Annotated in this window: 21 protein-coding genes and 1 rRNA gene; 13 read left to right on the forward strand and 9 right to left on the reverse strand. The window is 40.6% G+C overall.

Annotated elements, in window-relative coordinates:
- Both rrf and FTV17_RS11970 read left to right on the forward strand, forming a co-directional pair.
- Positions 1-84: ribosomal RNA gene (gene rrf / locus FTV17_RS11965) — 5S ribosomal RNA — on the forward strand; the annotation flags it as partial.
- Positions 85-291: 207 nt separating this feature from the next.
- Positions 292-1,455, forward strand: a complete 1,164-nt coding sequence (locus tag FTV17_RS11970) for an acyl-CoA dehydrogenase family protein (RefSeq protein WP_179999823.1) — start codon at positions 292-294, stop codon at positions 1,453-1,455.
- A gap of 52 nt (positions 1,456-1,507) precedes the next feature.
- Here the strand turns inward: FTV17_RS11970 and FTV17_RS11975 are convergent, their stop codons facing one another.
- Complete coding sequence (locus FTV17_RS11975; RefSeq protein WP_035269534.1) at positions 1,508-2,110, reverse strand: TetR/AcrR family transcriptional regulator; 603 nt, start codon at positions 2,108-2,110, stop codon at positions 1,508-1,510.
- Positions 2,111-2,270: 160 nt separating this feature from the next.
- Here FTV17_RS11975 and FTV17_RS11980 point away from each other — a divergent pair, with 160 nt between their 5' ends.
- From FTV17_RS11980 to FTV17_RS12005, 6 genes are all read left to right on the forward strand, one after another.
- Entirely contained in the window at positions 2,271-4,070 is a 1,800-nt protein-coding gene (locus FTV17_RS11980; protein ID WP_179999824.1) for an acyclic terpene utilization AtuA family protein, read from the forward strand.
- 72 nt (positions 4,071-4,142) lie between these two features.
- On the forward strand, positions 4,143-5,024 hold the full coding sequence (locus tag FTV17_RS11985; RefSeq protein WP_179999826.1) for an SDR family oxidoreductase: 882 nt from the start codon (positions 4,143-4,145) through the stop codon (positions 5,022-5,024).
- Between the two features lie 31 nt (positions 5,025-5,055).
- Positions 5,056-6,669, forward strand: a complete 1,614-nt coding sequence (locus FTV17_RS11990) for an acyl-CoA carboxylase subunit beta (protein ID WP_179999828.1) — start codon at positions 5,056-5,058, stop codon at positions 6,667-6,669.
- A gap of 129 nt (positions 6,670-6,798) precedes the next feature.
- Positions 6,799-7,956 (forward strand): acyl-CoA dehydrogenase family protein, encoded by a 1,158-nt coding sequence (locus FTV17_RS11995; protein WP_179999830.1) that lies wholly within the window; start codon positions 6,799-6,801, stop codon positions 7,954-7,956.
- 14 nt (positions 7,957-7,970) lie between these two features.
- Positions 7,971-8,801 (forward strand): enoyl-CoA hydratase/isomerase family protein, encoded by an 831-nt coding sequence (locus tag FTV17_RS12000; protein WP_179999832.1) that lies wholly within the window; start codon positions 7,971-7,973, stop codon positions 8,799-8,801.
- 83 nt (positions 8,802-8,884) lie between these two features.
- Positions 8,885-10,834, forward strand: a complete 1,950-nt coding sequence (locus tag FTV17_RS12005; RefSeq protein WP_179999834.1) for an acetyl/propionyl/methylcrotonyl-CoA carboxylase subunit alpha — start codon at positions 8,885-8,887, stop codon at positions 10,832-10,834.
- 46 nt (positions 10,835-10,880) lie between these two features.
- On the opposite strand, the gene FTV17_RS12010 is transcribed toward FTV17_RS12005, so the two are convergent.
- The 5 genes from FTV17_RS12010 to rplM all read right to left on the reverse strand — a co-directional run bounded on the left by FTV17_RS12010 (position 10,881) and on the right by rplM (position 14,358).
- A complete protein-coding gene (locus tag FTV17_RS12010; RefSeq protein ID WP_179999836.1) occupies positions 10,881-11,531 on the reverse strand; it encodes a hypothetical protein in 651 nt (216 codons plus the stop codon).
- Between the two features lie 19 nt (positions 11,532-11,550).
- Positions 11,551-11,985: a ClpXP protease specificity-enhancing factor gene (locus FTV17_RS12015; RefSeq protein WP_035269488.1), complete on the reverse strand. Its 435-nt coding sequence runs from the start codon at positions 11,983-11,985 to the stop codon at positions 11,551-11,553.
- A gap of 21 nt (positions 11,986-12,006) precedes the next feature.
- Positions 12,007-12,660 (reverse strand): glutathione S-transferase N-terminal domain-containing protein, encoded by a 654-nt coding sequence (locus tag FTV17_RS12020; protein ID WP_179999838.1) that lies wholly within the window; start codon positions 12,658-12,660, stop codon positions 12,007-12,009.
- 870 nt (positions 12,661-13,530) lie between these two features.
- Positions 13,531-13,917, reverse strand: a complete 387-nt coding sequence (gene rpsI, locus FTV17_RS12025; RefSeq protein WP_035270019.1) for a 30S ribosomal protein S9 — start codon at positions 13,915-13,917, stop codon at positions 13,531-13,533.
- Positions 13,918-13,929: 12 nt separating this feature from the next.
- Positions 13,930-14,358, reverse strand: a complete 429-nt coding sequence (gene rplM, locus FTV17_RS12030) for a 50S ribosomal protein L13 (RefSeq protein ID WP_035270016.1) — start codon at positions 14,356-14,358, stop codon at positions 13,930-13,932.
- A gap of 313 nt (positions 14,359-14,671) precedes the next feature.
- On the opposite strand from rplM, the gene FTV17_RS12035 reads away from it, so the two are divergent.
- From FTV17_RS12035 to FTV17_RS12050, 4 genes are all read left to right on the forward strand, one after another.
- The gene (locus FTV17_RS12035) at positions 14,672-14,992 is read left to right on the forward strand and encodes a hypothetical protein (RefSeq protein ID WP_179999840.1); all 321 of its coding nucleotides are present in this window, start codon (positions 14,672-14,674) and stop codon (positions 14,990-14,992) included.
- 106 nt (positions 14,993-15,098) lie between these two features.
- A complete protein-coding gene (pdxA, locus tag FTV17_RS12040) occupies positions 15,099-16,079 on the forward strand; it encodes a 4-hydroxythreonine-4-phosphate dehydrogenase PdxA (protein WP_257219940.1) in 981 nt (326 codons plus the stop codon).
- A gap of 30 nt (positions 16,080-16,109) precedes the next feature.
- A complete protein-coding gene (gene rsmA, locus FTV17_RS12045; RefSeq protein WP_035270009.1) occupies positions 16,110-16,922 on the forward strand; it encodes a 16S rRNA (adenine(1518)-N(6)/adenine(1519)-N(6))-dimethyltransferase RsmA in 813 nt (270 codons plus the stop codon).
- Positions 16,923-17,774, forward strand: a complete 852-nt coding sequence (locus FTV17_RS12050) for a symmetrical bis(5'-nucleosyl)-tetraphosphatase (RefSeq protein ID WP_179999842.1) — start codon at positions 16,923-16,925, stop codon at positions 17,772-17,774.
- A 74-nt stretch (positions 17,775-17,848) separates the two neighbouring features.
- On the opposite strand, the gene FTV17_RS12055 is transcribed toward FTV17_RS12050, so the two are convergent.
- Genes FTV17_RS12055 through hflX form a run of 3 tightly spaced genes read right to left on the reverse strand, consistent with a single transcriptional unit; the run spans position 17,849 to position 20,281 of the window.
- Positions 17,849-18,526: an LrgB family protein gene (locus FTV17_RS12055; protein ID WP_179999844.1), complete on the reverse strand. Its 678-nt coding sequence runs from the start codon at positions 18,524-18,526 to the stop codon at positions 17,849-17,851.
- 9 nt (positions 18,527-18,535) lie between these two features.
- Complete coding sequence (locus tag FTV17_RS12060; RefSeq protein WP_179999900.1) at positions 18,536-18,907, reverse strand: hypothetical protein; 372 nt, start codon at positions 18,905-18,907, stop codon at positions 18,536-18,538.
- 42 nt (positions 18,908-18,949) lie between these two features.
- Positions 18,950-20,281, reverse strand: a complete 1,332-nt coding sequence (gene hflX, locus FTV17_RS12065; protein WP_179999846.1) for a ribosome rescue GTPase HflX — start codon at positions 20,279-20,281, stop codon at positions 18,950-18,952.
- A gap of 378 nt (positions 20,282-20,659) precedes the next feature.
- Here hflX and FTV17_RS12070 point away from each other — a divergent pair, with 378 nt between their 5' ends.
- Entirely contained in the window at positions 20,660-21,454 is a 795-nt protein-coding gene (locus tag FTV17_RS12070) for a 1-acyl-sn-glycerol-3-phosphate acyltransferase (RefSeq protein WP_179999848.1), read from the forward strand.
- Positions 21,455-21,459 lie beyond the last annotated feature (5 nt).

Below are 21,459 nucleotides of genomic sequence, written 5' to 3' on the forward strand. Positions count from 1 at the left end.
ATCCCTTCCCGAACTCAGAAGTGAAACCTCTTAGCGCTGATGGTAGTGTGGGGTTACCCATGTGAGAGTAAGTCATCGCCAGCTCATTATTCTAAACACCCCCTTCATTCGAAGGGGGTGTTTTTTTTTATATCAAAAAATGGAATTTGAAAATAATTAAATCCTTGTAACTAAATAAGAAGCTCCATTCAGTTAATTTATGCCAAAAGATTGATGATTCTTGCAATTAAAAAAACAACAATAAATGTCAGTATGCCTATGAGGATTTAAATAATTTCAGGGACATAGTTGATGCAATACAATCCGATCTATTACACAGATGAACACTTTGCATTTGCAGATGCAGTAAAAAAATTTGTAGAAAAAGAAATTATTCCCTACGTAAATGAGTGGGATGAAGCCGAATCTTTTCCACGAGAACTCTACAAAAAAGCTGCAGAAGTTGGATTGATGGCATCAGGTTTTGATGAAAAATACGGCGGTATCCCTGATACAGATGCATTCTATACTTTATTGGGATGTGTGGAGTTGGCAAAGGCGGCATCAGGTGGGTTAATCGCTTCATTACTTTCACATATGATCGGTGCGCCACCAATTAATAGCTTTGCAAGTGAAGAGGTGAAAGCAGAGGTTTTGCCACAAATCTTATCAGGTGAGAAGATTTCGGCATTAGCAATAACAGAACCGGGAGGGGGGTCTGATGTTGCAGCACTTAAAACAAAAGCAGTAAAAGAAGGTGATTACTATGTAGTCAGTGGCGAAAAAACATTTATTACTTCTGGTATTCGCGCTGATTACTATACCGTTGCCCTTCGAACTGATCCTGAAGGAAAAGGACCCAATGGTATCTCAATGCTACTGATTGATGCCCATACACCAGGTATTACAAAAACGAAGTTAGATAAAATGGGATGGTGGGCGTCTGATACCGCTCATTTGCACTTCGATCAAGTTAAAGTACCTGCAAAAAATTTGATTGGTCCTGAGAATATGGGCTTCTTTGTTATCATGAATAACTTCAATATGGAACGTTTTTTCTTGGCTGCGAGTAGTTATGGTTATGCAAAAGTTTGTTATGAAGAAGCTCTAGATTGGGCTCAACAGCGACGTACTTTTGGTAAACGCTTGGTAGATCATCAAGTTGTTCGTCATAAATTGGTAGATATGGCAACACGTTTACAAACGACTCGTGCTTTACTTGAAGATACGGCATATAAAATGGGTCGTCCTGAACTTCAGGGGAATGAAATGATTGCACAAATTTGTATGCTCAAAAATGTAGCAACGCAAACTATGCAATTCTGTGCTGATGCAGCCGTTCAAACACTAGGTGGCATGGGCTTTATGCGTGGCATGAAATCTGAACGTATATATCGCGAAGTTAAAGTGAATATGATAGGCGGTGGAGCTGAGGAAATTATGAAAGATTTGGCAAGCCGACAGCTGGGCTTCTAAAAGAAATAAAAAGGTGGCTTAAGCCACCTTTTTTAATTGATCAGATATAAAGTTAAGCATTCATTGCCATATCCCAGACGATATTGGTTAACTCATCAAGTGACATTTTCCCTTCTGGATTGTACCAAGTTACGGTCCAAGCGATTGACCCACCAATCAGTCTTCGCCAGATAAAAGGATCGTGCTTAATTTTGCCTTTGTCATGTAATACCTTGATGACACTCAGCCATATCCCCTCATAATCATTTCTTAATTTTAATAGTTTCTTCTGATTTTCCTCAGAAAGTGAAAACCATTCATAGACCAATACAGCCATAGCGGAACCTGTATCCCCAGAGATCGCATCGAGTTCAGCTTTAATCAGAGCCTTGAGTTGTTGCTCTGGATGGTCTGAAGTGGATATGGCACTTTCAAGGCAAGCGTGATTGTAAATGATGGTTTGTTCCATCACATGCGCCAAAATATCGTCTTTGGTTTTGAAATGATGAAATAAACTTCCAGATTGGATACCAATAAACTGTGCGAGTTCACGAACAGTGGTTTTGGCATAACCTTGTTTATGGAATAAATAAGCTGCCCCCAAAAGTAAACGACCACGTGGTGTATCGTCAAAGCAGGCTATCGGTTGAATTTGGTCAATAGAGGTCGCGATCATCTTGTTATTTTATCCTATTTTGTTTTCTAAACGCGTTGCTTCCATGCAAATTTTAGCGCAATAAGCAGATTTGCAAATAATAATAACATTTTGCACTTTACAAACCAAGCGCTTGCTTGGTAGATTAAGCTCAAATTCTAAACAGAATAATGAGATGGTTATGACAAATATTCAGGACGAACAAAAAATTGTAAAAATTGGCTGTGCTTCAGGTTTCTGGGGAGATACCAACACAGCTGCATTTCAATTGGTACACATGTCGGATATTAACTATTTAGTATTTGATTATCTTTCAGAAATCACCATGTCCATCATGGCAAAAGCCAAAATGAAAGATCCTTCTCATGGATATGCATTGGACTTTGTTAGTCGTGTCATGACACCACTCATCAAAAAAATTGCGGACAAGAAAATCAAAGTTGTAAGTAATGCTGGCGGTGTAAATCCATTGGCATGCCGTGATGCACTTCAAGAAGTGATCAAAAATGCTGGTTTAGATTTGAAAGTAGCGGTGGTACTTGGTGATGATTTAATGGATCAGCACGTTGAACTTCAAAAACAAAATATAAAAGAAATGTTTAATGGTGAGGATCTTCCTCCACATGTCGCAAGTAGTAATGCTTATTTGGGTGCTGTAGGGATTCGTGACGCTCTGGATTTAGGTGCAGACATTGTGATCACAGGTCGTGTCGTGGATTCTGCTGTTGTGATTGGGCCTTTATTGCATGAATACAAATGGGATTTAGCGGATTACGATAAATTGGCACAGGCGGCACTTGCAGGTCATGTGATTGAGTGTGGTGCACAATGTACTGGCGGTAACTTCACAGATTGGCGTTTGGTTGAAGGCTTTGACAATATGGGCTTCCCAATTGTTGAAGTGAAAGCAGATTCATCATTTGTGGTGACTAAGCCAAATGGTACAGGTGGTTTAGTATCTCCGGGTACGGTAGGCGAACAAATTGTATATGAGATTGGTCATCCACAAGCTTATCTATTGCCTGATGTAACGGCTGATTTTAGCCAAGTCAAACTTGAGCAAGTGGGTGTGCATCGTGTACTTGTGACAGGTGCAAAAGGTACAGCGCCAACACAACACTACAAAGTAAGCACGACCTATCCTGATGGTAACCGTGTATTAGTCAGCTTCTTACTTGCAGGCCAAGATGCAGAAGAAAAAGCTTATGCCGTTTCTAATGCAATTTTAAATAAAGTTGAACGTGTGATGGCACTGCGTTCGATTCCACCATTTACTGAAAAATCAATTGAGATTTTAGGTACAGAAACAACGTATGGCGCAAATCGTCGTGTGCAAAAACCTCGTGAAGTTGTGGTGAAAATTGCCGTTAAACATATGTTTAAAGAAGCATGTATGTTCTTTGCATCTGAGATTGCGCAAGCTTCAACAGGTATGGCACCTGCATTAACAGGGATTGTGGGTGGTCGTCCAAAACCATCTCCAGTGATTAAATTATTCTCGTTCTTGGTAGAGAAATCTCAACTAAATGTTGAAGTGGATATCAATGGTGAGCGTCATAAAGTTGATGTACCACAGGGTGAGCCGCTTGCAGAGATTCCAACGATTCCTACAGGTGAAGTGGCAACTTTAACAGGTAATGAAATCGAAGTGCCATTGGTTGAAGTTGCACATGCACGTAGTGGTGATAAAGGTAACTACAGCAACATCGGTGTACTTGCACGTAAACCAGAATTCTTACCTTGGATTCGTGCATCTTTAACTGAAGCCAATGTTGCTGAATATATGAAGCATGTATTTGAAGGCGGTGAGGGTGGCGAAGTTCGTCGCTATGAATTACCGGGTTTAAATGCCATGAACTTCTTATTGATTGATGCGCTTGGTGGTGGTGGTGTTGCGAGTTTACGTATTGACCCACAAGGTAAAGCCTTTGCACAACAATTGTTAGATATGCCAGTGAAAGTGCCTGCAAATTTATTGTAAGCACAGCTTTGGGCATCGCCATGATGCCCAATCCAGAAAAATTTACATCAATTAAAAATGGAAGTATGCGCAATGGGTTATCAATCAATTTTTAGAAATGATGCGTTCGCTGGCAAAGTCGTGATTGTGACAGGTGGTGGTTCGGGGATTGGTCGTTGTACGGCACATGAGCTTGCATCACTTGGTGCGCAAGTGGTCATCACAGGTCGTAAGATTGAAAAACTTGAAAAAGTGATTGCTGAAATTACAGAAGATGGCGGTAAAGTGCATGGCATCGTGTGTGATAACCGCGAAGAAGAACAAGTCAAAAATATGATTGCGGAAGTGATCGAAAAATTTGGTCGCATTGATGGTTTAGTCAATAACGCAGGTGGTCAGTTCCCATCAACATTAGAAAGTATTTCTGCCAATGGTTTTGATGCTGTCATCCGTAATAACTTACATTCGACCTTCTATCTTATGCGTGAAGCCTATAACCAGTGGATGGCAAAAAATGGTGGTGCCATCGTCAATATGGCAGCAGATATGTGGGGCGGTATGCCTGGTATGGGGCACTCAGGTGCAGCACGTTCAGGTGTTGATAACCTGACCAAAACGGCTGCGGTGGAATGGGGTAAATCAGGTGTGCGGGTAAACTGTGTGGCACCGGGTTGGATTATCTCATCAGGTATGGATACCTATTCAGGCCCTGTCGCAGAATTCATTATCCCTAACCTTTCTAGCAATGTGCCTTTACAACGTATGGGAACAGAGTCGGAAGTATCTTCGGCGATTGTTTATCTATTATCTGATGCTGCTAACTTTGTTTCAGGGATGACAGTACGTATCGATGGTGCGGCTTCACAAGGTACACGCGTATTCCCATTATCATCTGCAGAAAATAGTGAGTCTTATAACGGCTTCCACCGTGCATTTATTCCAGATGTACTAAAGAAAAAAGACGAAAAGAATTAATCGAGATTATAAGGAACAAGGAGGAAACGGAATGGCAGTGATTCAGTCCGAAGTTGCAGTAGGAAGCGAAGTATTTGAACAGAATAAAGCGAAATTGCTCGAGCAAATTGAAGAGATTCGAGCGATTCAAAAAAGTGCGCTAGATCGTTCTTATAAAGCTAAGCCTAAGTTTGATAAAAAAGGAAAAATTTTACCGCATGAGCGTGTACGTATGTTGCTCGATGCAGATTCTCCATTTGTAGAGTTGTGTGGTCTTGTGGGTTACAAGATGCATGATGATAAAGATGGTTCAGAAGCAGGTGGCGGGATCATTGCAGGGATTGGTTTTGTAAATGGTACACGTTGTATGGTGGCTGCCAATAACAGTGCTATCAAAGGCGGTACGATTGCCCCAATGGGTGTACACAAAAGCCTTCGTTTACACCAAATTGCGTTAGAGCAAAAATTACCAATCATTACTTTGGCAGAAAGTGGTGGTGCAAACTTAAACTACGCAGCAGAAGTATTTACTGCCGGTGGTACAACATTTGCCAACCAAGCACGTTTATCTGCAAAAGGAATTCCACAAGTTTCTGTGGTACATGGTAACGCAACAGCAGGTGGTGCATACCAACCGGGTCTTTCTGATTATGTGATTACTGTACGTAAGCAAACTGAAATGCTGCTTGCAGGTCCGCCATTGTTATTGGCTGCAACAGGTGAAGTCGCAACTGCTGAAGAATTGGGCGGTGCGGAAATGCATGCTCAAGTCGCAGGTACAGCAGAATACTTGGCAGAAAATGATGCCGATGGTATCCGTATCGCACGTGAAATCTTTAAGCATTTAAACTGGAAAGAGCAAGTTAAGCTTGAAACACCAGAATATAAAGAGCCACGTTATTCAGCAGAAGAATTACTTGGCATCATTCCATCAGATCCAAAACAACCATTGGATATGAAAGAAATCATTGCACGTATTGTTGATGATTCTGATTTCTTCGAATTTAAAAATGAGTATGACTCACATACGGTATGTGGTTGGTCGCAAATTGGTGGTATGCATCTAGGCATCATTACCAATAATGGCCCAATTACCCCACAAGGTGCAGCAAAAGCAGCGCAGTTTATTCAGTTATGTGAACAAACACGTCGCCCAATTTTATTCTTGCACAACACCACAGGCTTTATGGTGGGCACAGATGCAGAACAAAACGGTATCATCAAGCATGGTTCTAAACTGATCCAAGCTGTTGCGAATTGCACAGTGCCGAAGATTTCGATCATTGCACATGGTTCATACGGTGCAGGTAACTATGCGATGTGTGGTCGTCCACTTGGCCCACAATTTATCTTCTCATGGCCGAACTCTCGTGTTGCGGTGATGGGCGGTGCGCAAGCAGGTAAGGTACTTCGTATTGTTGCGGAAGCGAAACAACGTGAATCTGGCATGGAGCCAAATGAACAAATGTTGGACTTCTTAGAGCAATCGACAGCAATGAAATTAGAGTCGCAATCGACCGCATTGTTCAATACAGCGATGTTGCATGATGATGGCATTATCGATCCACGTGACACACGTAAATTGCTAATTTTCTTATTGCAAACGATTAACGAGTCACAAGCACGTGAACTGAATCCAACACGTTTTGGTGTACCAAGATTCTAATAAATCCCTCTTGCGGAATATATTCCTCATCCCTGTGAAAAGGGAGGGACTTTACCCCACTTAGAAAAAGAGGGGCAAGGGGAGATTCAAGATTAAAAACAAATATTGAAATTTTAAGGAAGACAAAAAATGAAATTTACTGAAGAACATGAAGCGCTACGCCGTACAACACGTCAATTTGTAGAAAATGAAATCAACCCATTTACAGCAGAATGGGAAAAAGCGGGTCGATTCCCAATCCATGAAGTGTTCAAAAAAATGGGCGATTTGGGTTTATTAGGTATTTGTAAGCCTGAAGAAAACGGTGGTTTGGCACTCGATTATTCTTATAACTTAGTCGTTGCTGAAGAGTTAGGTCGTATTAATGTTGGTGGTGTTGCGCTTGCGATGGGTGTACAAACGGATATGGCAACCCCTGCAATTGCTCGTTTTGGTTCTAAAGAATTACGTGACGAGTTTTTAACACCAGCGGTTGCAGGTGAAAAAGTGGCAGCGATTGCGGTATCTGAAGTTCAAGCAGGTTCTGACGTTGCAGCACTTAAAACGACAGCAGTAAAAGATGGTGATGATTACATCATCAATGGTCACAAAATGTGGATTACTAACTCACTTCAAGCGGACTTCTTCTGTTTGTTAGCGAATACCTCTGATGGTAAGCCACACTTTAATAAGTCAATGATTGTGGTTCCTGCAAACACACCGGGCATTACTTTCTCTGAACCATTAGACAAATTAGGTATGCGTTCTAGTACCACTGCACAAGTGTTCTTTGACAACGTACGTGTGCCACAACGTAACTTAGTGGGTCAAGAAGGTATGGGCTTTATGATGCAAATGCTTCAGTTCCAAGAAGAGCGTATGTGGGGTGCTGCAAACGCTATGGGCGGTATGTTGCAATGTATCGAAAAAACAATTCAGTACACGAAAGAGCGTACGACATTTGGTCAGCCGTTAATTGACAACCAATATATCCATTTCCGTTTTGCTGAACTTATGACTGAGATCGAAGCACTTAAAGCATTAACCTATCGTGCTTGCCAATTACATATCGAAGGCGAAAACGTAACGCAAATGGCATCTATGGCAAAACTAAAAGCAGGTCGTTTAACGCGTGAAGTTGCGGATAGCTGTTTACAGTTCTGGGGGGGTAATGGCTTTATGGCAGACAACCCAGCAGCACAATTCTACCGTGATGGTCGTTTAGTTTCGATTGGCGGTGGTGCGGATGAAATCATGCTTGGCATTATCTGTAAGATGATGGACATCCTTCCTGGTAAGAAAAAATAAGCAGGAGATCTGATATGACATTATCAAGTTCAATTGCCAATTTAGAAGTTGATGGCAGCATCATCCTAGAGCAAGACGGTGGTATTTTAACCTTATGGTTAAACCATCTTGAAAGCCGTAATGCGATGAGCCTAAAAATGGTCCAATCGATGCAAGCGGTATTTGCTGCAATTAAAGATGATGTATCTGTACGTGCAGTGATTTTGCGTGGTAAAGGTGGTCACTTCTGTGCAGGTGGTAACATTAAAGATATGGCAGCGATCCGTGCTAAAGCAATGGAAGTGGGCAACAACACACCATATACCGAATTTAACCGTACGTTTGGTGCACTGATTGAGCAAGTCGATCAAGCACCGCAAACTGTTGTGGCTTTACTTGAAGGTGCTGTACTCGGTGGTGGTTTTGGTTTGGCATGTGTCTCTGATGTGGCAATTGCCCATGCGGAAGCACAATTTGGCTTACCTGAAACTGGTTTAGGGATTTTACCTGCACAGATCGCACCGTTTGTGGTGACACGTGTTGGCTTAACTCAAGCACGTCGTTTAGCCTTATTAGGTATGCGCTTTAATGGTCAAACCGCTTTAGAGGTGGGGATTGTGCATCAAGTGGTTGCAGATGAAGTTGAACTTGCATCAGCACTTGAAGAAACCATTACCCAAATTAAACGCTGTGCACCATTGGCATCGCGTGCAACCAAAGCATTATTACATCGTACCACCAAAGAAGAATTAGGGCCGTTACTTGATGATGCAGCACGTCAATTTGCAGATGCCGTGGCAAGCGCAGAAGGGATGGAAGGCACAATGGCGTTTATTCAAAAACGCCAACCAAGCTGGGCAGAATAAACCACATTTCAACGCCTGTATGAATGTGAATTAAAAAGGATACGCTCTTCAAAACAAGAGGAGCCTAAAAAATTGGTGGAACTATGGCGTTTACAAAAGTATTAGTTGCAAACCGTGGTGAAATTGCTGCTCGTGTAATGCGTACAGCAAAAGCCTTAGGTTACGAAACCGTTGCTGTGTACTCTGATGCCGACAAAAATGCGGGTCATGTACAAGTGGCTGATGAAGCGGTTTATATTGGTCCTTCTAAAGTATCAGAATCTTATTTATCGATTGAAAATATCATCGAAGCATGTAAGAAAACAGGCGCAGATGCGGTGCATCCGGGTTATGGTTTCTTATCAGAAAATACTGATTTTGCTGCGACATGTGCAGAAAATGGCATTACCTTTATTGGTCCACCAGCAGGTGCGATTGAGCTTATGGGTAGCAAGCGTTTGTCTAAAATCGCCATGATCGAAGCAGGCGTACCATGTGTACCGGGGTATGAAGGCGACCAACAAGACATCGACTTTTTAGCAGATCAAGCGAAAAAAGTAGGTTTTCCATTGATGGTAAAAGCATCAGCAGGTGGTGGTGGACGTGGTATGCGTCTTGTTCATCAAGAAGCTGATTTGCTTGAAGCTTTAAAAACTGCCCGTTCTGAAGCAGAAAATGCTTTCGGTTCGGGTGAGTTGATTATCGAGAAAGCGGTGATTGCGCCTCGCCACGTGGAAATCCAAGTGTTTGGTGATACGCATGGTAACTACGTGTATTTATTTGAACGTGATTGCTCGATCCAACGTCGTCACCAAAAAGTGGTGGAAGAAGCACCTTGTCCAGTTTTGACTGAAGAAACTCGTCAAGCAATGGGGAATGCCGCAGTTGCCGCAGCGAAAGCCTGTGACTATGTGGGTGCGGGTACGGTCGAATTCTTACTCGATCAATCAGGCGAATTCTATTTCTTAGAAATGAATACACGTTTGCAAGTAGAACATCCTGTGACAGAGATGATTACAGGTCTAGATCTTGTTGAATGGCAGCTTCGTGTGGCAAACGGTGAAACTTTACCGCTCAAGCAAGAAGAATTGACCATGAATGGTCATGCCATTGAAGTGCGTTTATATGCAGAAGATCCACGACAAGATTTCTTACCACAAACAGGCAAAGTATTACGTTGGCAACCTTCGGATTTAGAAGGCGTACGTATCGACCACGGTATGATGCCAACTGATGAAGTGAGCCCATTCTATGATCCAATGGTCGCGAAGATTATTGTACATGGTAAAACACGTACCGATGCGATCCGTTTATTGGCACGTGCGGTAAATGACTCTGTACTGCTTGGTGTAAACAGTAATAAGGAGTTTTTAGTTAACTTATTACGTCATCCACTTGTGGTGGAGGGTGATGTGAACACTGGTTTTATTCAACAGCATTTCCAAAGTGATGTGAGTTTGAATAAACAAAGTCTAAATTTAGAAAGCTTAGCATTGGTTGCAGCGTTGTTGACAAATGCATCTGCGCAAACAGATTGGAACACAGGGGTTTCTTCAGCATTGCCACTGAAACTTAGATATGATGATCAAAAGTTAGATCTCATTGTGCATCGTGATGGTCGTTCAGTGAGTGTTGAAATCTGTGGTGAAAGCCAGTCGATTGAGGTTGTAGCGCAAAATACACAGCAATTGATTTATAGCATTAATGGAATTCGACGTCGAATCGACTATGTTCTTGATGGTAATTTCGTTTATTTAGATCGCGCGAATGGCAACGTCATGGTGGAAAATATTACCTATTTACCACCTGAGACTGCCGATGTGGCAGGGGATGGTAAAATTCGTGCCCCAATGGATGGTGCAATTATAAATGTCATTGCTCAACCTGGAGAGCGTGTAACTAAAGGGCAAACATTATTGATTCTTGAAGCGATGAAAATCCAACAGCAAATTAAGTCAGATGTGGACGGTGTTGTGGGTGAAATCGTAGGACAAGTTGGCCAGCAAGTGAAAAAACGTCAAATCTTGATGAATATTGAGGTTGATGCTGAATAAGCAATAAAAAAAAGCCATCTAACGATGGCTTTTTTTATGACAGAATTTATGCAAATACTGTTTGTACGGCACAGTAAAGCACCCAAAGAATTGCAATCGCAACTACAGGTTCTAAAACTTTTGCCCAAGTTGGTGTAGCCACTACTTCTGGCTCAGCAACATCGTGGTGATCATGTTGAACTTGATTGACCATGTCATGAAACTCCTTCATCGTTTGGTCTAATGATATCTCTTCTTGAATGACAGGTTGAGAACCAATCAACTCATTTAGGTTATTTGTTAGCCAAACCCAATCTTTTGCTTTACCAGAGAGATGTTCAACTTGACCCTGAAGTAATTCATTCATGCCTTGTAGTTGATAATGACCTGTTACATCAAGTTGTTTAAGTTCATTAAGCTGTAAGGTCAAAATCTCTGATGTTGCAGTTTCAAGTTCTTGATGAGACAGCGTAGACTGATTATGTTGAGATGTCGTCAAATGCCGTGCGACTTCTTGAATATAAAGTTGGTCAGTGGCATGAATTTCTTGGTATATTTTTTTTTCGTCTTTACGCCATAGGCTGATGAGTTTGCCTAAAGCTAAGATATTTAATTCATTGAGATATTCATGCCGTTGTTCAGCTGGATACTGTTTCAACAGCTGAGGCTTTTGAATTTTGGTCTGCTCAACAAAATATTGTACTAAATCAAAAGCCATTCAACTCTCCTGTAAGTTTTTAATCCAAAATTCTTAAACTTGGTTTTTTCTTTGGTGCTTCATTTTCTTGATTTTGTTGCTGTTTAGATTCTATCGGATTTTCATCCGTTTGTGCATTGGCATATTCATCAGGGTCGAAGAATAATCCTTGACCATTTTCTTTTGCATACAATCCGAGTACAGCATTGATCGGGACATAAATATCTTTGGAAACACCACCAAAACGTGCAGAAAAGGTAATCGCTTCATTGCTCATGTGTAGTTGATGCACAGCATGTGGCACGATATTTAAAACAATCTGACCGTCTTGAACGAACTGTGTAGGTACATCGGTATAAGGCTGTGTGGCATCTACCAGTAGATATGGGGTGAGATTGTTATCGCAAATCCATTCATAAATCGCACGTGCTAAATACGGGCGAGTTGGACTTAATTTGATTTCTTGATCAGACATGTGACTCACTCTTTTGCTTTTTTAAGCGGATTTTAATTCAGGACTATAACGATTTTTTTCCTGAACCGTCATGGACTTAATGAAGGCTGGACGACTGAAAACACGCTGGCAATATAAATAAAACGGGCGGCATTGTTGCTTTGGAAGCTCAATACCCATCGTTCTTAACCGTATAAAAATCGGTGCCAACATGCAATCTAAAATTGTAAATTGTTCAGACATGAAATAAGGATAGTGCTGAAACAAAGGTGTCAGCGAGATAAGCGTATCTTTTAACTTTTTTTGGGCTGCCTTTTGTGCGTCAACATCAAGGGTGTCTGGGTGGCGCAACATATCATCTGCAAGTTTTAACCAGTCATTTTCAAAACGCCATATATATTGGCGTTGTTCTGCACGTGGAGCAGGAGCATCTGCATATAACTTATTCTGACGATAGCGATCATCTAAATATTCAGAAATGATGGATGTATTGAAAAGTTTTAACTCATTTTCAATCATCATCGGGAGTCGATTGTATGGATTTAAACTCGCAAGATCCTCGTTGTCTTCGTCGACAATAAATACATTGTGTTTAATTTGTTTTTCTGCCAGTAAGAAGCGAATCCAATGCGATCGAAAGTCATCTGCATGACTATAAACGGTGATGCCTTGTAAGGGGGTGGTTTCGACTGACATATTCCAATCAAAGTATTAATGAATAGATAAGGATACTAAAAATGCACGCTAAAATCATCGTTTAATGAGCGATGCCTATTAAAACACTTGAATTTCATATTGAATCGTATTTATGTCTGTAACGTGGTTTTCTAAATTTCTATCCTTGTATTGTTGAAATTTAATGTTTAGCTTTTTATCCAAAGCGATATAAAAAGCCGATCTTTAAATCGGCCTTGTGCACTAATGTATGATTCCAATCCACCATTGATGGACGTCGCGATTGTTAGTTAATGCACTTGTGTCGCCAGGTCTAAGTTTATAGCCACACTTGTAAACCACTGAGAATTTTTGACCTAAAGATCGATGTACCAGACTGTTATTTTGTACAGGATATCCATCTGAGCATCCAACTAACTCTACTGCTTTATTTATGTTTTCATATGAAGACATTAATCTTTGTATAGGTCCATCACAAACATGCTTACCCGTATTGGATTGCCAGCACACGGCTAAAGCATCTATTGATTGTGAGTTATTTGCTTGTGCAATATTGGATGTACCTAATATTGTAGCGGCTACGGCGAATGATAAACATATTTCCCTATTTAACATTTTTATCCTCTTAATTTAAAAAACTGTATGAAAGTATTTTTTAATGAAGTTGTAAAAAGTTAACAATCCTCAAATTGGGATAGATGATTAAGCATATGTTTGTTTAAGTCAGTCAAAATAGAGCAATAAAAACTAGCGTCTTTTTATTGATATCAGAGTTGAATATTCATTTTAAAGCATCGTGTACGACTGATTTTCATGAGTAAGGGAAAATATAAAGATGAAAAAAAACCTTGGCATAAGCCAAGGTTTTTTTGTCCGAATTCGGAAAACGAATTAACGTTTAGAGAATTGTGGACGTTTACGAGCTTTACGTAAACCAAGTTTCTTACGTTCAACTTCACGAGCATCACGAGTAACGAAACCAGCTTGACGAAGAGCAGGTTTTAAAGTTTCGTCAGCAGCGATCAATGCACGAGTAATACCGTGACGGATTGCGCCAGCTTGACCACCGATACCACCACCAGCAACAGTGATGTAAAGGTCATATTTCTCAGTAGCATCTAAAAGCTCTAGTGGTTGACGTACAACCATACGAGCAGTTTCACGACCGAAGTATTGTTCTAAAGAACGGTTGTTAATAACGAGTTTACCAGTACCAGCAGATAGGAAAACACGTGCAGTTGCGGTCTTACGGCGACCTGTACCATAGTTAGTAGCCATGTGCTGTATCCCTTAGATGTCCAAAACTTGTGGCTGTTGAGCTGTGTGAGGATGCTCAGCACCAGCATACACTTTCATTTTCTTGATCATAGCATAACCAAGAGGACCTTTTGGCAACATGCCTTTTACAGCGCGTTGGAAGATTTCTTCTGGCTTGTGAGCAACTAATTTTTCAAAGTTAGTTTCACGGATACCACCAGGGAAACCAGTGTGGCGATAGTATTTCTTATCAAGTGACTTGTTACCAGTTACTTGAACTTGCTCAGCATTGATAATTACGATGTAATCACCAGTGTCAACGTGAGGAGTATAAGAAGTTTTGTGCTTACCGCGTAAACGACGTGCGATTTCAGTCGCAAGACGACCTAAAGTTTTGCCAGAAGCATCAACAACGTACCAGTCGTGTTGAACTTCAGCTGGCTTAGCGCTGAGAGTTTTCATTAACCACTACCTATTATAGTTGGTTTGGACGGTGGAATCTGTCCAAACAAAAAGGAGAGCGAATTCTAGCGGAAAAACACTAGAACCACAATCAAAATATTAAGATTTCGAGGGACATATTCTATTTAATTTAGATTGAAAAGTATAGCGGTTTATTTAATCAATTTTGTTTAGAATGAGGAAATAATCATAATAATAGCTCGGAGTTTTGATGAGTTCACAAAATAATAATGATCGTTTCTCTCCTCCTGTTCATCATTCAGATTTATCTTCACGTCATGATTAAATCAAAGTGAGCAAGGTGACGAAATTTTTGACCGGATTTTTATTCATTTTTCTCGGAATATATTTAGCGTTAGGCATGGTGTTTGGCACTATTTATGGAATCGATGTTTTAAGTGTCATTCTTATATATTCAATGTATGCACATTTTATGATTTTCCCTTGGATCGTCTATTTAATCGGTGGCTTTGGTTTCTTGTGCATTAAAGATTCAGCGTTTTATTCAGTGCGTTCAACGATTGGACGGATTCTTTTGTTGGGTTTGTTCTTCGTCATCGTGATTGTATGTGTATCCGAAGTCGCTCATGCTTTTGGTCTATTAGATGCTAGATTTCGTATGGATTGGCGCTAAAAGACTCAAAAGAACGATTAAAAAAATCAGAGGGCTAAGATTTTACCATTTTGGGATTGTTGAACATCGTACATTCGATCTGTATTAAAATAATAAAAATCCTTGAATGATGATCGTTATGCTTCCTTTGTATGTCACCAGCGGTGAGCCTGCTGGAATTGGTCCTGATATCTGTTTAAGCCTTGCGCAACGTTTGGATGAGCGTCCACTCGTCGTGCTTGCTGATATACAAATGCTCAAGCAACGTGCAGAAACACTTCATCTTGAAGTTGAAGTGATTGAGTATCAAGGGCAACAAACATCGTCAAAAGTGGGTCAGCTTTATGTGGAACATATTCCTTTAAATGAAAGTGTAGTACTGGGTGAGTTAAATGCTCAAAATGCGAGTTATGTCTTAGAGCAACTCCGCCGTTCTGCAGACTATGCGATGTCAGGTAAAAGCGTTGGCGTGGCGACAGCACCTGTACAAAAGTCAGTGATCAATGAGGCAGGTATTCATTTCAGTGGTCACACTGAGTTTTACCAAGAGTTTGCTGGTGTATTACGCGTGGTCATGATGCTGGCAACCAAAACCTTACGTGTTGCACTTGCAACCACGCACTTACCCCTTCGTGCGGTTGCGGATTCGATTACAGCTGAGCGCTTGCATCAGGTCATCGACATTCTGATTCATGATTTAAAATCTAAATTTAAAATCGAATCTCCCAAAATTTTGGTGTGCGGTTTAAATCCTCATGCAGGTGAAGATGGTTATTTAGGAGTGGAGGAGATCGAAGTGATTAATCCTGTACTTGAACGCTATCGTGCGCAAGGGATAGACATGAGTTTATGTCTGCCTGCAGATACCTTATTTACACCAGAAAATTTAAAAGATGCCGATGCAGTTTTAGCCATGTATCACGATCAGGGATTACCTGTGTTAAAATCGCAAGGATTTGGTGAAGCCATTAATATTACTTTGGGCTTGCCGTTTATTCGCACCTCTGTCGATCATGGCACAGCACTCTCCCTCGCAGGTACTGGACTTGCGAAAAGCTCGAGCTTACATGTGGCTGTGGACTTAGCGCTCGATTTAGCGCGTCAGTGATCTTGTCTTAATTACACGTTGGAAATCTTTATGTATCAGATTAATGCCTTAAACCCGAAAGATGAAGGGCATCACACGCGTAAGCGTTTTGGTCAAAACTTCTTACATGACCAACGTGTCATTGCCAAAATTGTGCGTTCGGTGAACCCGCGTACTGGTGACAATATTGTTGAAATTGGTCCAGGTCTTGCTGCTTTAACATCGCCTTTAATTGGTGAATGTGATGCTTTGACTGTCATTGAATTAGACCGTGATTTAGCAGCTGGATTACCGGGTCGTGTACCGCACCCTGAACGTTTAACTATTGTGGAAACTGATGCTTTACGCTACGACTTCACTGAATTGTTTGATGGTCGTCCGTTGCGTGTTGTCGGTAACTTACCTTATAACATTTCTACACCTTTGTTATTTCATCTCTTAGAGTTTGGTGACAAAGTCAAAGACATGCACTTCATGTTGCAAAAAGAAGTGGTCGATCGTATTACGGCATCACCAAATACCAAAGAATATGGTCGTTTATCAGTCATGATTCAGTACTACTGTAAACCGACATTCTTGTTTGAAGTGCCACCAGGTTCGTTCAACCCACCACCCAAAGTAACTTCTGCGGTATTTCGCTTAGAGCCGTATGATGTAAAGCCAATAGTGGCGAAGAATGAGAAAGCCTTGGCACGTTTAGTCTCTCATGTGTTTACGCAACGCCGTAAGACACTTCGCAACAGTTTAAAAGGCATGTTGCAAGAGGAAGGATTTGAAAAAGCTGGTGTTGATCCAATGGCGCGTCCAGAAACATTAACACTTGCTCAATTTGTTGCACTTGCAGATCAAATGGTAGATGCATAAATGTCTGGTGAAAACATTCGATATAATTACGTGATTGGTGATGTTCAGGGCTGTTTTGAAGCTTTGAAAATGTTACTCAAGGAAATCAAATTTGATCCTGATCAGGATTTTTTATGGTTTGCGGGTGATTTAGTCGCACGTGGTGAAAACTCGATTGGCGCTTTACGTTTTATCAAGAAACTGGTCGATCGTGGCGTTGCTGCGACAGTCTTGGGTAATCATGATCTGACCTTGTTAGCGGGCGCACGGGGCATTAAAGAGATTAAAGAGAAAGACAATACTCGTGATGTGATTGATGCGATTGACAGTGATGATTTAATCGACTGGCTACGCAAACAACCTTTATGTTTATGTCCAAATGAAAATACTGTCATTACACATGCGGGTATTCCACATATTTGGACAGTAGAGCAAGTGAAACAGTTTGCTCAAGAGGTTGAAGCGGTTATTGCACATCATGATTTTGATGTTCTGGATGCATTTTTGAAAGAAATGTATGGTAAAGAGCCTACATTATGGTCAGATGATTTAACAGGATATGAGCGCTTACGATGTATCGTGAATTATCTAACCCGTATGCGTTTGACTGATCCAGAGGGTCGACTTGAATTTAGTTTTAAAGACGCTTTAGATGAGCCGATGCCAGCTGGCTATCAGCCATGGTTTGAATATAAGTCAAAAGCTGCTCAAACTCATCAAGTCATTTTTGGACATTGGGCTGCCTTACAGGGCAAAACAATATCTGCGCATATCCAGAATGTTGACGGTGGTTGTGTCTGGGGTAATCAATTAATGGCGTATCGTCTTGAAGATCAGCAAATGTTTGCTGTCGATAATCCTATGTTTGCATAGAATCTACTTTAGATCATTTCGTCTAATAAAAAAGCCACTCATCAGTGGCTTTTTTATTTTCAATTGTGGGTATATCAAGAGGTCGATTTTAAAAAGTGAATAAAAGTGGGAAGCCAAACGGCTGTAAACGTTGCATTTACCGCCATACCAAATGCAGCATAACGACCAGCTACACTGCCTCGTTGCCAAGCTTGAGCTGTCCCAATCGCATGAGCTGCTAAGCCGAGTGCTAAGCCTGAGGCACGCTCATCATTAATATGACGTAGTATGAGTGGTGAAAAAGCTGCGCCGATAACACCAGATAAAATGACGATTAAAATGGCTAAGCTAATTGGTGCATGGAGTAAGGTCGCAATATTAATTGCGATTGGTGTCGTCACTGCACGTGTAGCGAAAGCCATAATGGTCGAATCCGCCATATGCAGTAAATAGGCTAAGCCCATAGGCAATGCGACTGCACTGACACTGGCAAACACTAATATTCCTAAAATGCCTTTTAGTGGTAAATCGTCATAACGCATCGCTGCAAGTGGGATCGCGAGAGCCACTGTGACATATCCTAATAAATGATCAAAAATCGGATTGACATCTTTCATATAGTGATCATATGGAATACCAACAATTAGTAAGATGATGATCACAAAGAACATCCCGAACACAATGACAGGAATCTGTGGTACGACACGGTTACAGGGTTTTGAAATTAAATAGGCGAATAACGTAATAGCAAAGCCGATTAAAATTGCGAGCATATTTCTCTCCTATAACCAGCGTTTTGCCATTTTGGCGTAAACCCAAAGTGGAATAAGTGTACTTAACGTGAGTACGAGTAAAAAAAGAGGAATTTCTTTACCCATATGAACCAACATAACCAATGCCCCAGCACTAATCGGTAAAAATGCGAAAGCACTTTCTTTCATGATTTTATTATTTACATCGACAACTCTGGTTGGAAAAGTGCCAAATCTACGCCAAGCAAACAGTACAAGTAGTAAAGAAAGCAACCCGACAAGATTGCCCAGTTCAGGATGATTCAATTGAGTCATAAGCCAAACTGAACCTTCTCGGAAGCCAATAATAAGCACTATGGTGCCAATCCATGCTGGCCAATCTATCGTTTTCATCCACTGCATCATGATTATACTTTTAACATTATTTATCACGTTTTAACTGATTTATGATTTGATTTCAAACTCTTCTAAAGGTCTTTTAAATTGTTGCGCCTTATCACCAAGAATTTGATCAATTGGTAAATGTGCTTGTTTTATAAGTTGCTCTAATTTATGTGGTGCAATTTGAATATTTAAAATCAAATGACCTAGATCATCATAATGTTCAGACTGAATCACATTTAATTCATACAGCTGATTGCGTAATTTGCCATATTCAGGTCTGAGTGTGAGTTCAAATTTTTGTATTTGCCCCATTAAACATTCTTGAACGGCTTGTCGCAGTAAATCTAAACCTTGACTTGAGTGTGCTGAAACATAGACTTGATCGGGCAAATTGGGAGAAGCATAAATGATTTTAGGTTCTTCACCCGTTTGATCAATTTTGTTGTATACGCGTAGTATTGGCACTTGAGCCCCAATTTCTTTCAGGACTTTTTCAACAGCATCAATTTGCTCAAGCTTTTCTGGACTATTTGAATCGATAACATGTAAAAGCAAAGTCGCCTCAAGTGTTTCTTCAAGGGTAGCTTTGAATGACTCTACTAACGAGTGTGCAAGATTGCGAACGAATCCGACTGTGTCAGCCAAGACCAATGTTCCAATGCCATCCCAATTTAATCTTCTTAAAGTTGGGTCAAGAGTTGCGAACAATTGATCTGCTGCATACACATCACTTTCAGCAAGAATATTAAATAGGGTGGATTTTCCTGCGTTGGTATAACCGACTAGAGACACTGTTGGAATAGACGCTTTTTGACGCGCTGCACGACCTTGAATTCGTGTTTGGCGGACTTTTTCAAGTTTGTCTTTGAGCTGGGTTATGCGGAGGCGAAGTAAACGACGATCTGTTTCTAATTGTGTTTCACCTGGACCACGTAAACCAATACCACCTTTTTGACCATCTAAGCCCATGCGACCACCCACTAAACGTGAAGCGAGATGGTCTAACTGCGCCAATTCAACTTGTAGTTTACCTTCATGTGTTCGTGCGCGTTGTGCAAAAATATCTAAGATCAGGCGAGTACGATCGATAACACGACATTGAATAACACGCTCGAGATTACGTTCTTGAGATGGTGTGAGGGAATGATCGAAAATGACAATATCAGCTTCTACCGCTGCAACAAATTCGGCGATTTCTTCAGCTTTACCCGAACCAATAAAAAATTTAGGGTCAGGTTTAATACGTTGAGCTTGTATATGTTCAAGAATCTCTGCACCAGCAGATTTGGCCAATAAACGAAATTCTTCTTGATCAAGATCTTCTAATATTTGGACATTAACACTCACCAAGACCGCACGTTCATTTGCTTGATTTTGTCCAGTAACTTCCACTCAGCTAACACTCCACATCAAAACTCTAGTGTAGAGGAAATTGAACAATTGAGGGAAATAGATTTAAATTAACCTAAAGCAGTTTTGAACATAAGTATAAACGCCAGCATAAATAAAAAGATGCCACCGACAATTGATGCCAATGAGAAGAGTGCCGACCAGATGGGAATGACTTGATTTGATAATGATTGAGTTGGAGTTTGCGTAATTTTTCAATCTATAAATTCGATTTAAAAATTATATTTTATTGAGTGTTTGAATTGAAATTGAATTTTCAAATCTGTGTATACGGTTTTTATAATCAATGCATCTCTGGTGAGCTCAGTATAGAATGGAGCTATAGTGGATAACGCCTGTTATTATTTAGTGAAATAATTTATGACAACATTAACGCCTAAAAAACTCAATTTATTTTCAAAAACAGCGCTATATAGCCAAAAAATCATCTCAGGTACTGCTGCTGTCACTGAAGGGTTTTATTTAATTTTTAGGCATCAAATGTATAAAAATCCGAATAATCCAAACAATACTCGCTATGTACAACATTTTTGCCGTCGCTTATGCAAAGTTTTTAATATCGATTTACAAGTGCATGGCAACATTCCTCGTGAACCCGCATTATGGGTGAGCAATCATATCTCTTGGTTAGATATTCCTGTATTAGGTTCGAGTGCGCGTGTATTTTTCTTAGCAAAAGCAGAAATTGAAAATTGGCCGATTTTTGGGAAACTTGCCAAGGGGGGGGGGACACTGTTCATTAAACGAGGTTCAGGAGATTCGGTCCGTATTAAAGAGCAAATCACAGAATTTTTGAAGCAAAATATCCCTGTCTTATTTTTTCCAGAAGCAACCACGACTGATGGAACTAAAGTCAAAAAAGTGCATGGAAGAATTTTAGCTGCAGCCATCGAGGCTCAAAAACCAGTGCAAGTTTGTTTAATCTGTTATGTCAATCAAGAGGGGGAGTTAGATCAGGTTGCTCCCTTCATTGGAAATATTGGATTTACAGCGCATCTCAAAGCAGTATTGGAAATGCCTCAAGTCGTTGCACATTTAACAGCTTTGCCCACGATTGATGTTACTGGACATACAGTTGAAAGCTTAACGAGAGAAGTGCAACTCAGAATGCAGGAAGGATTGGAAGTATTACATCAAAAAGTACTCAAAGCTTAATCAGT

Origin of the sequence: Acinetobacter sp. YH12239 (assembly GCF_013417635.1) — a bacterium.
Lineage (GTDB): Bacteria > Pseudomonadota > Gammaproteobacteria > Pseudomonadales > Moraxellaceae > Acinetobacter.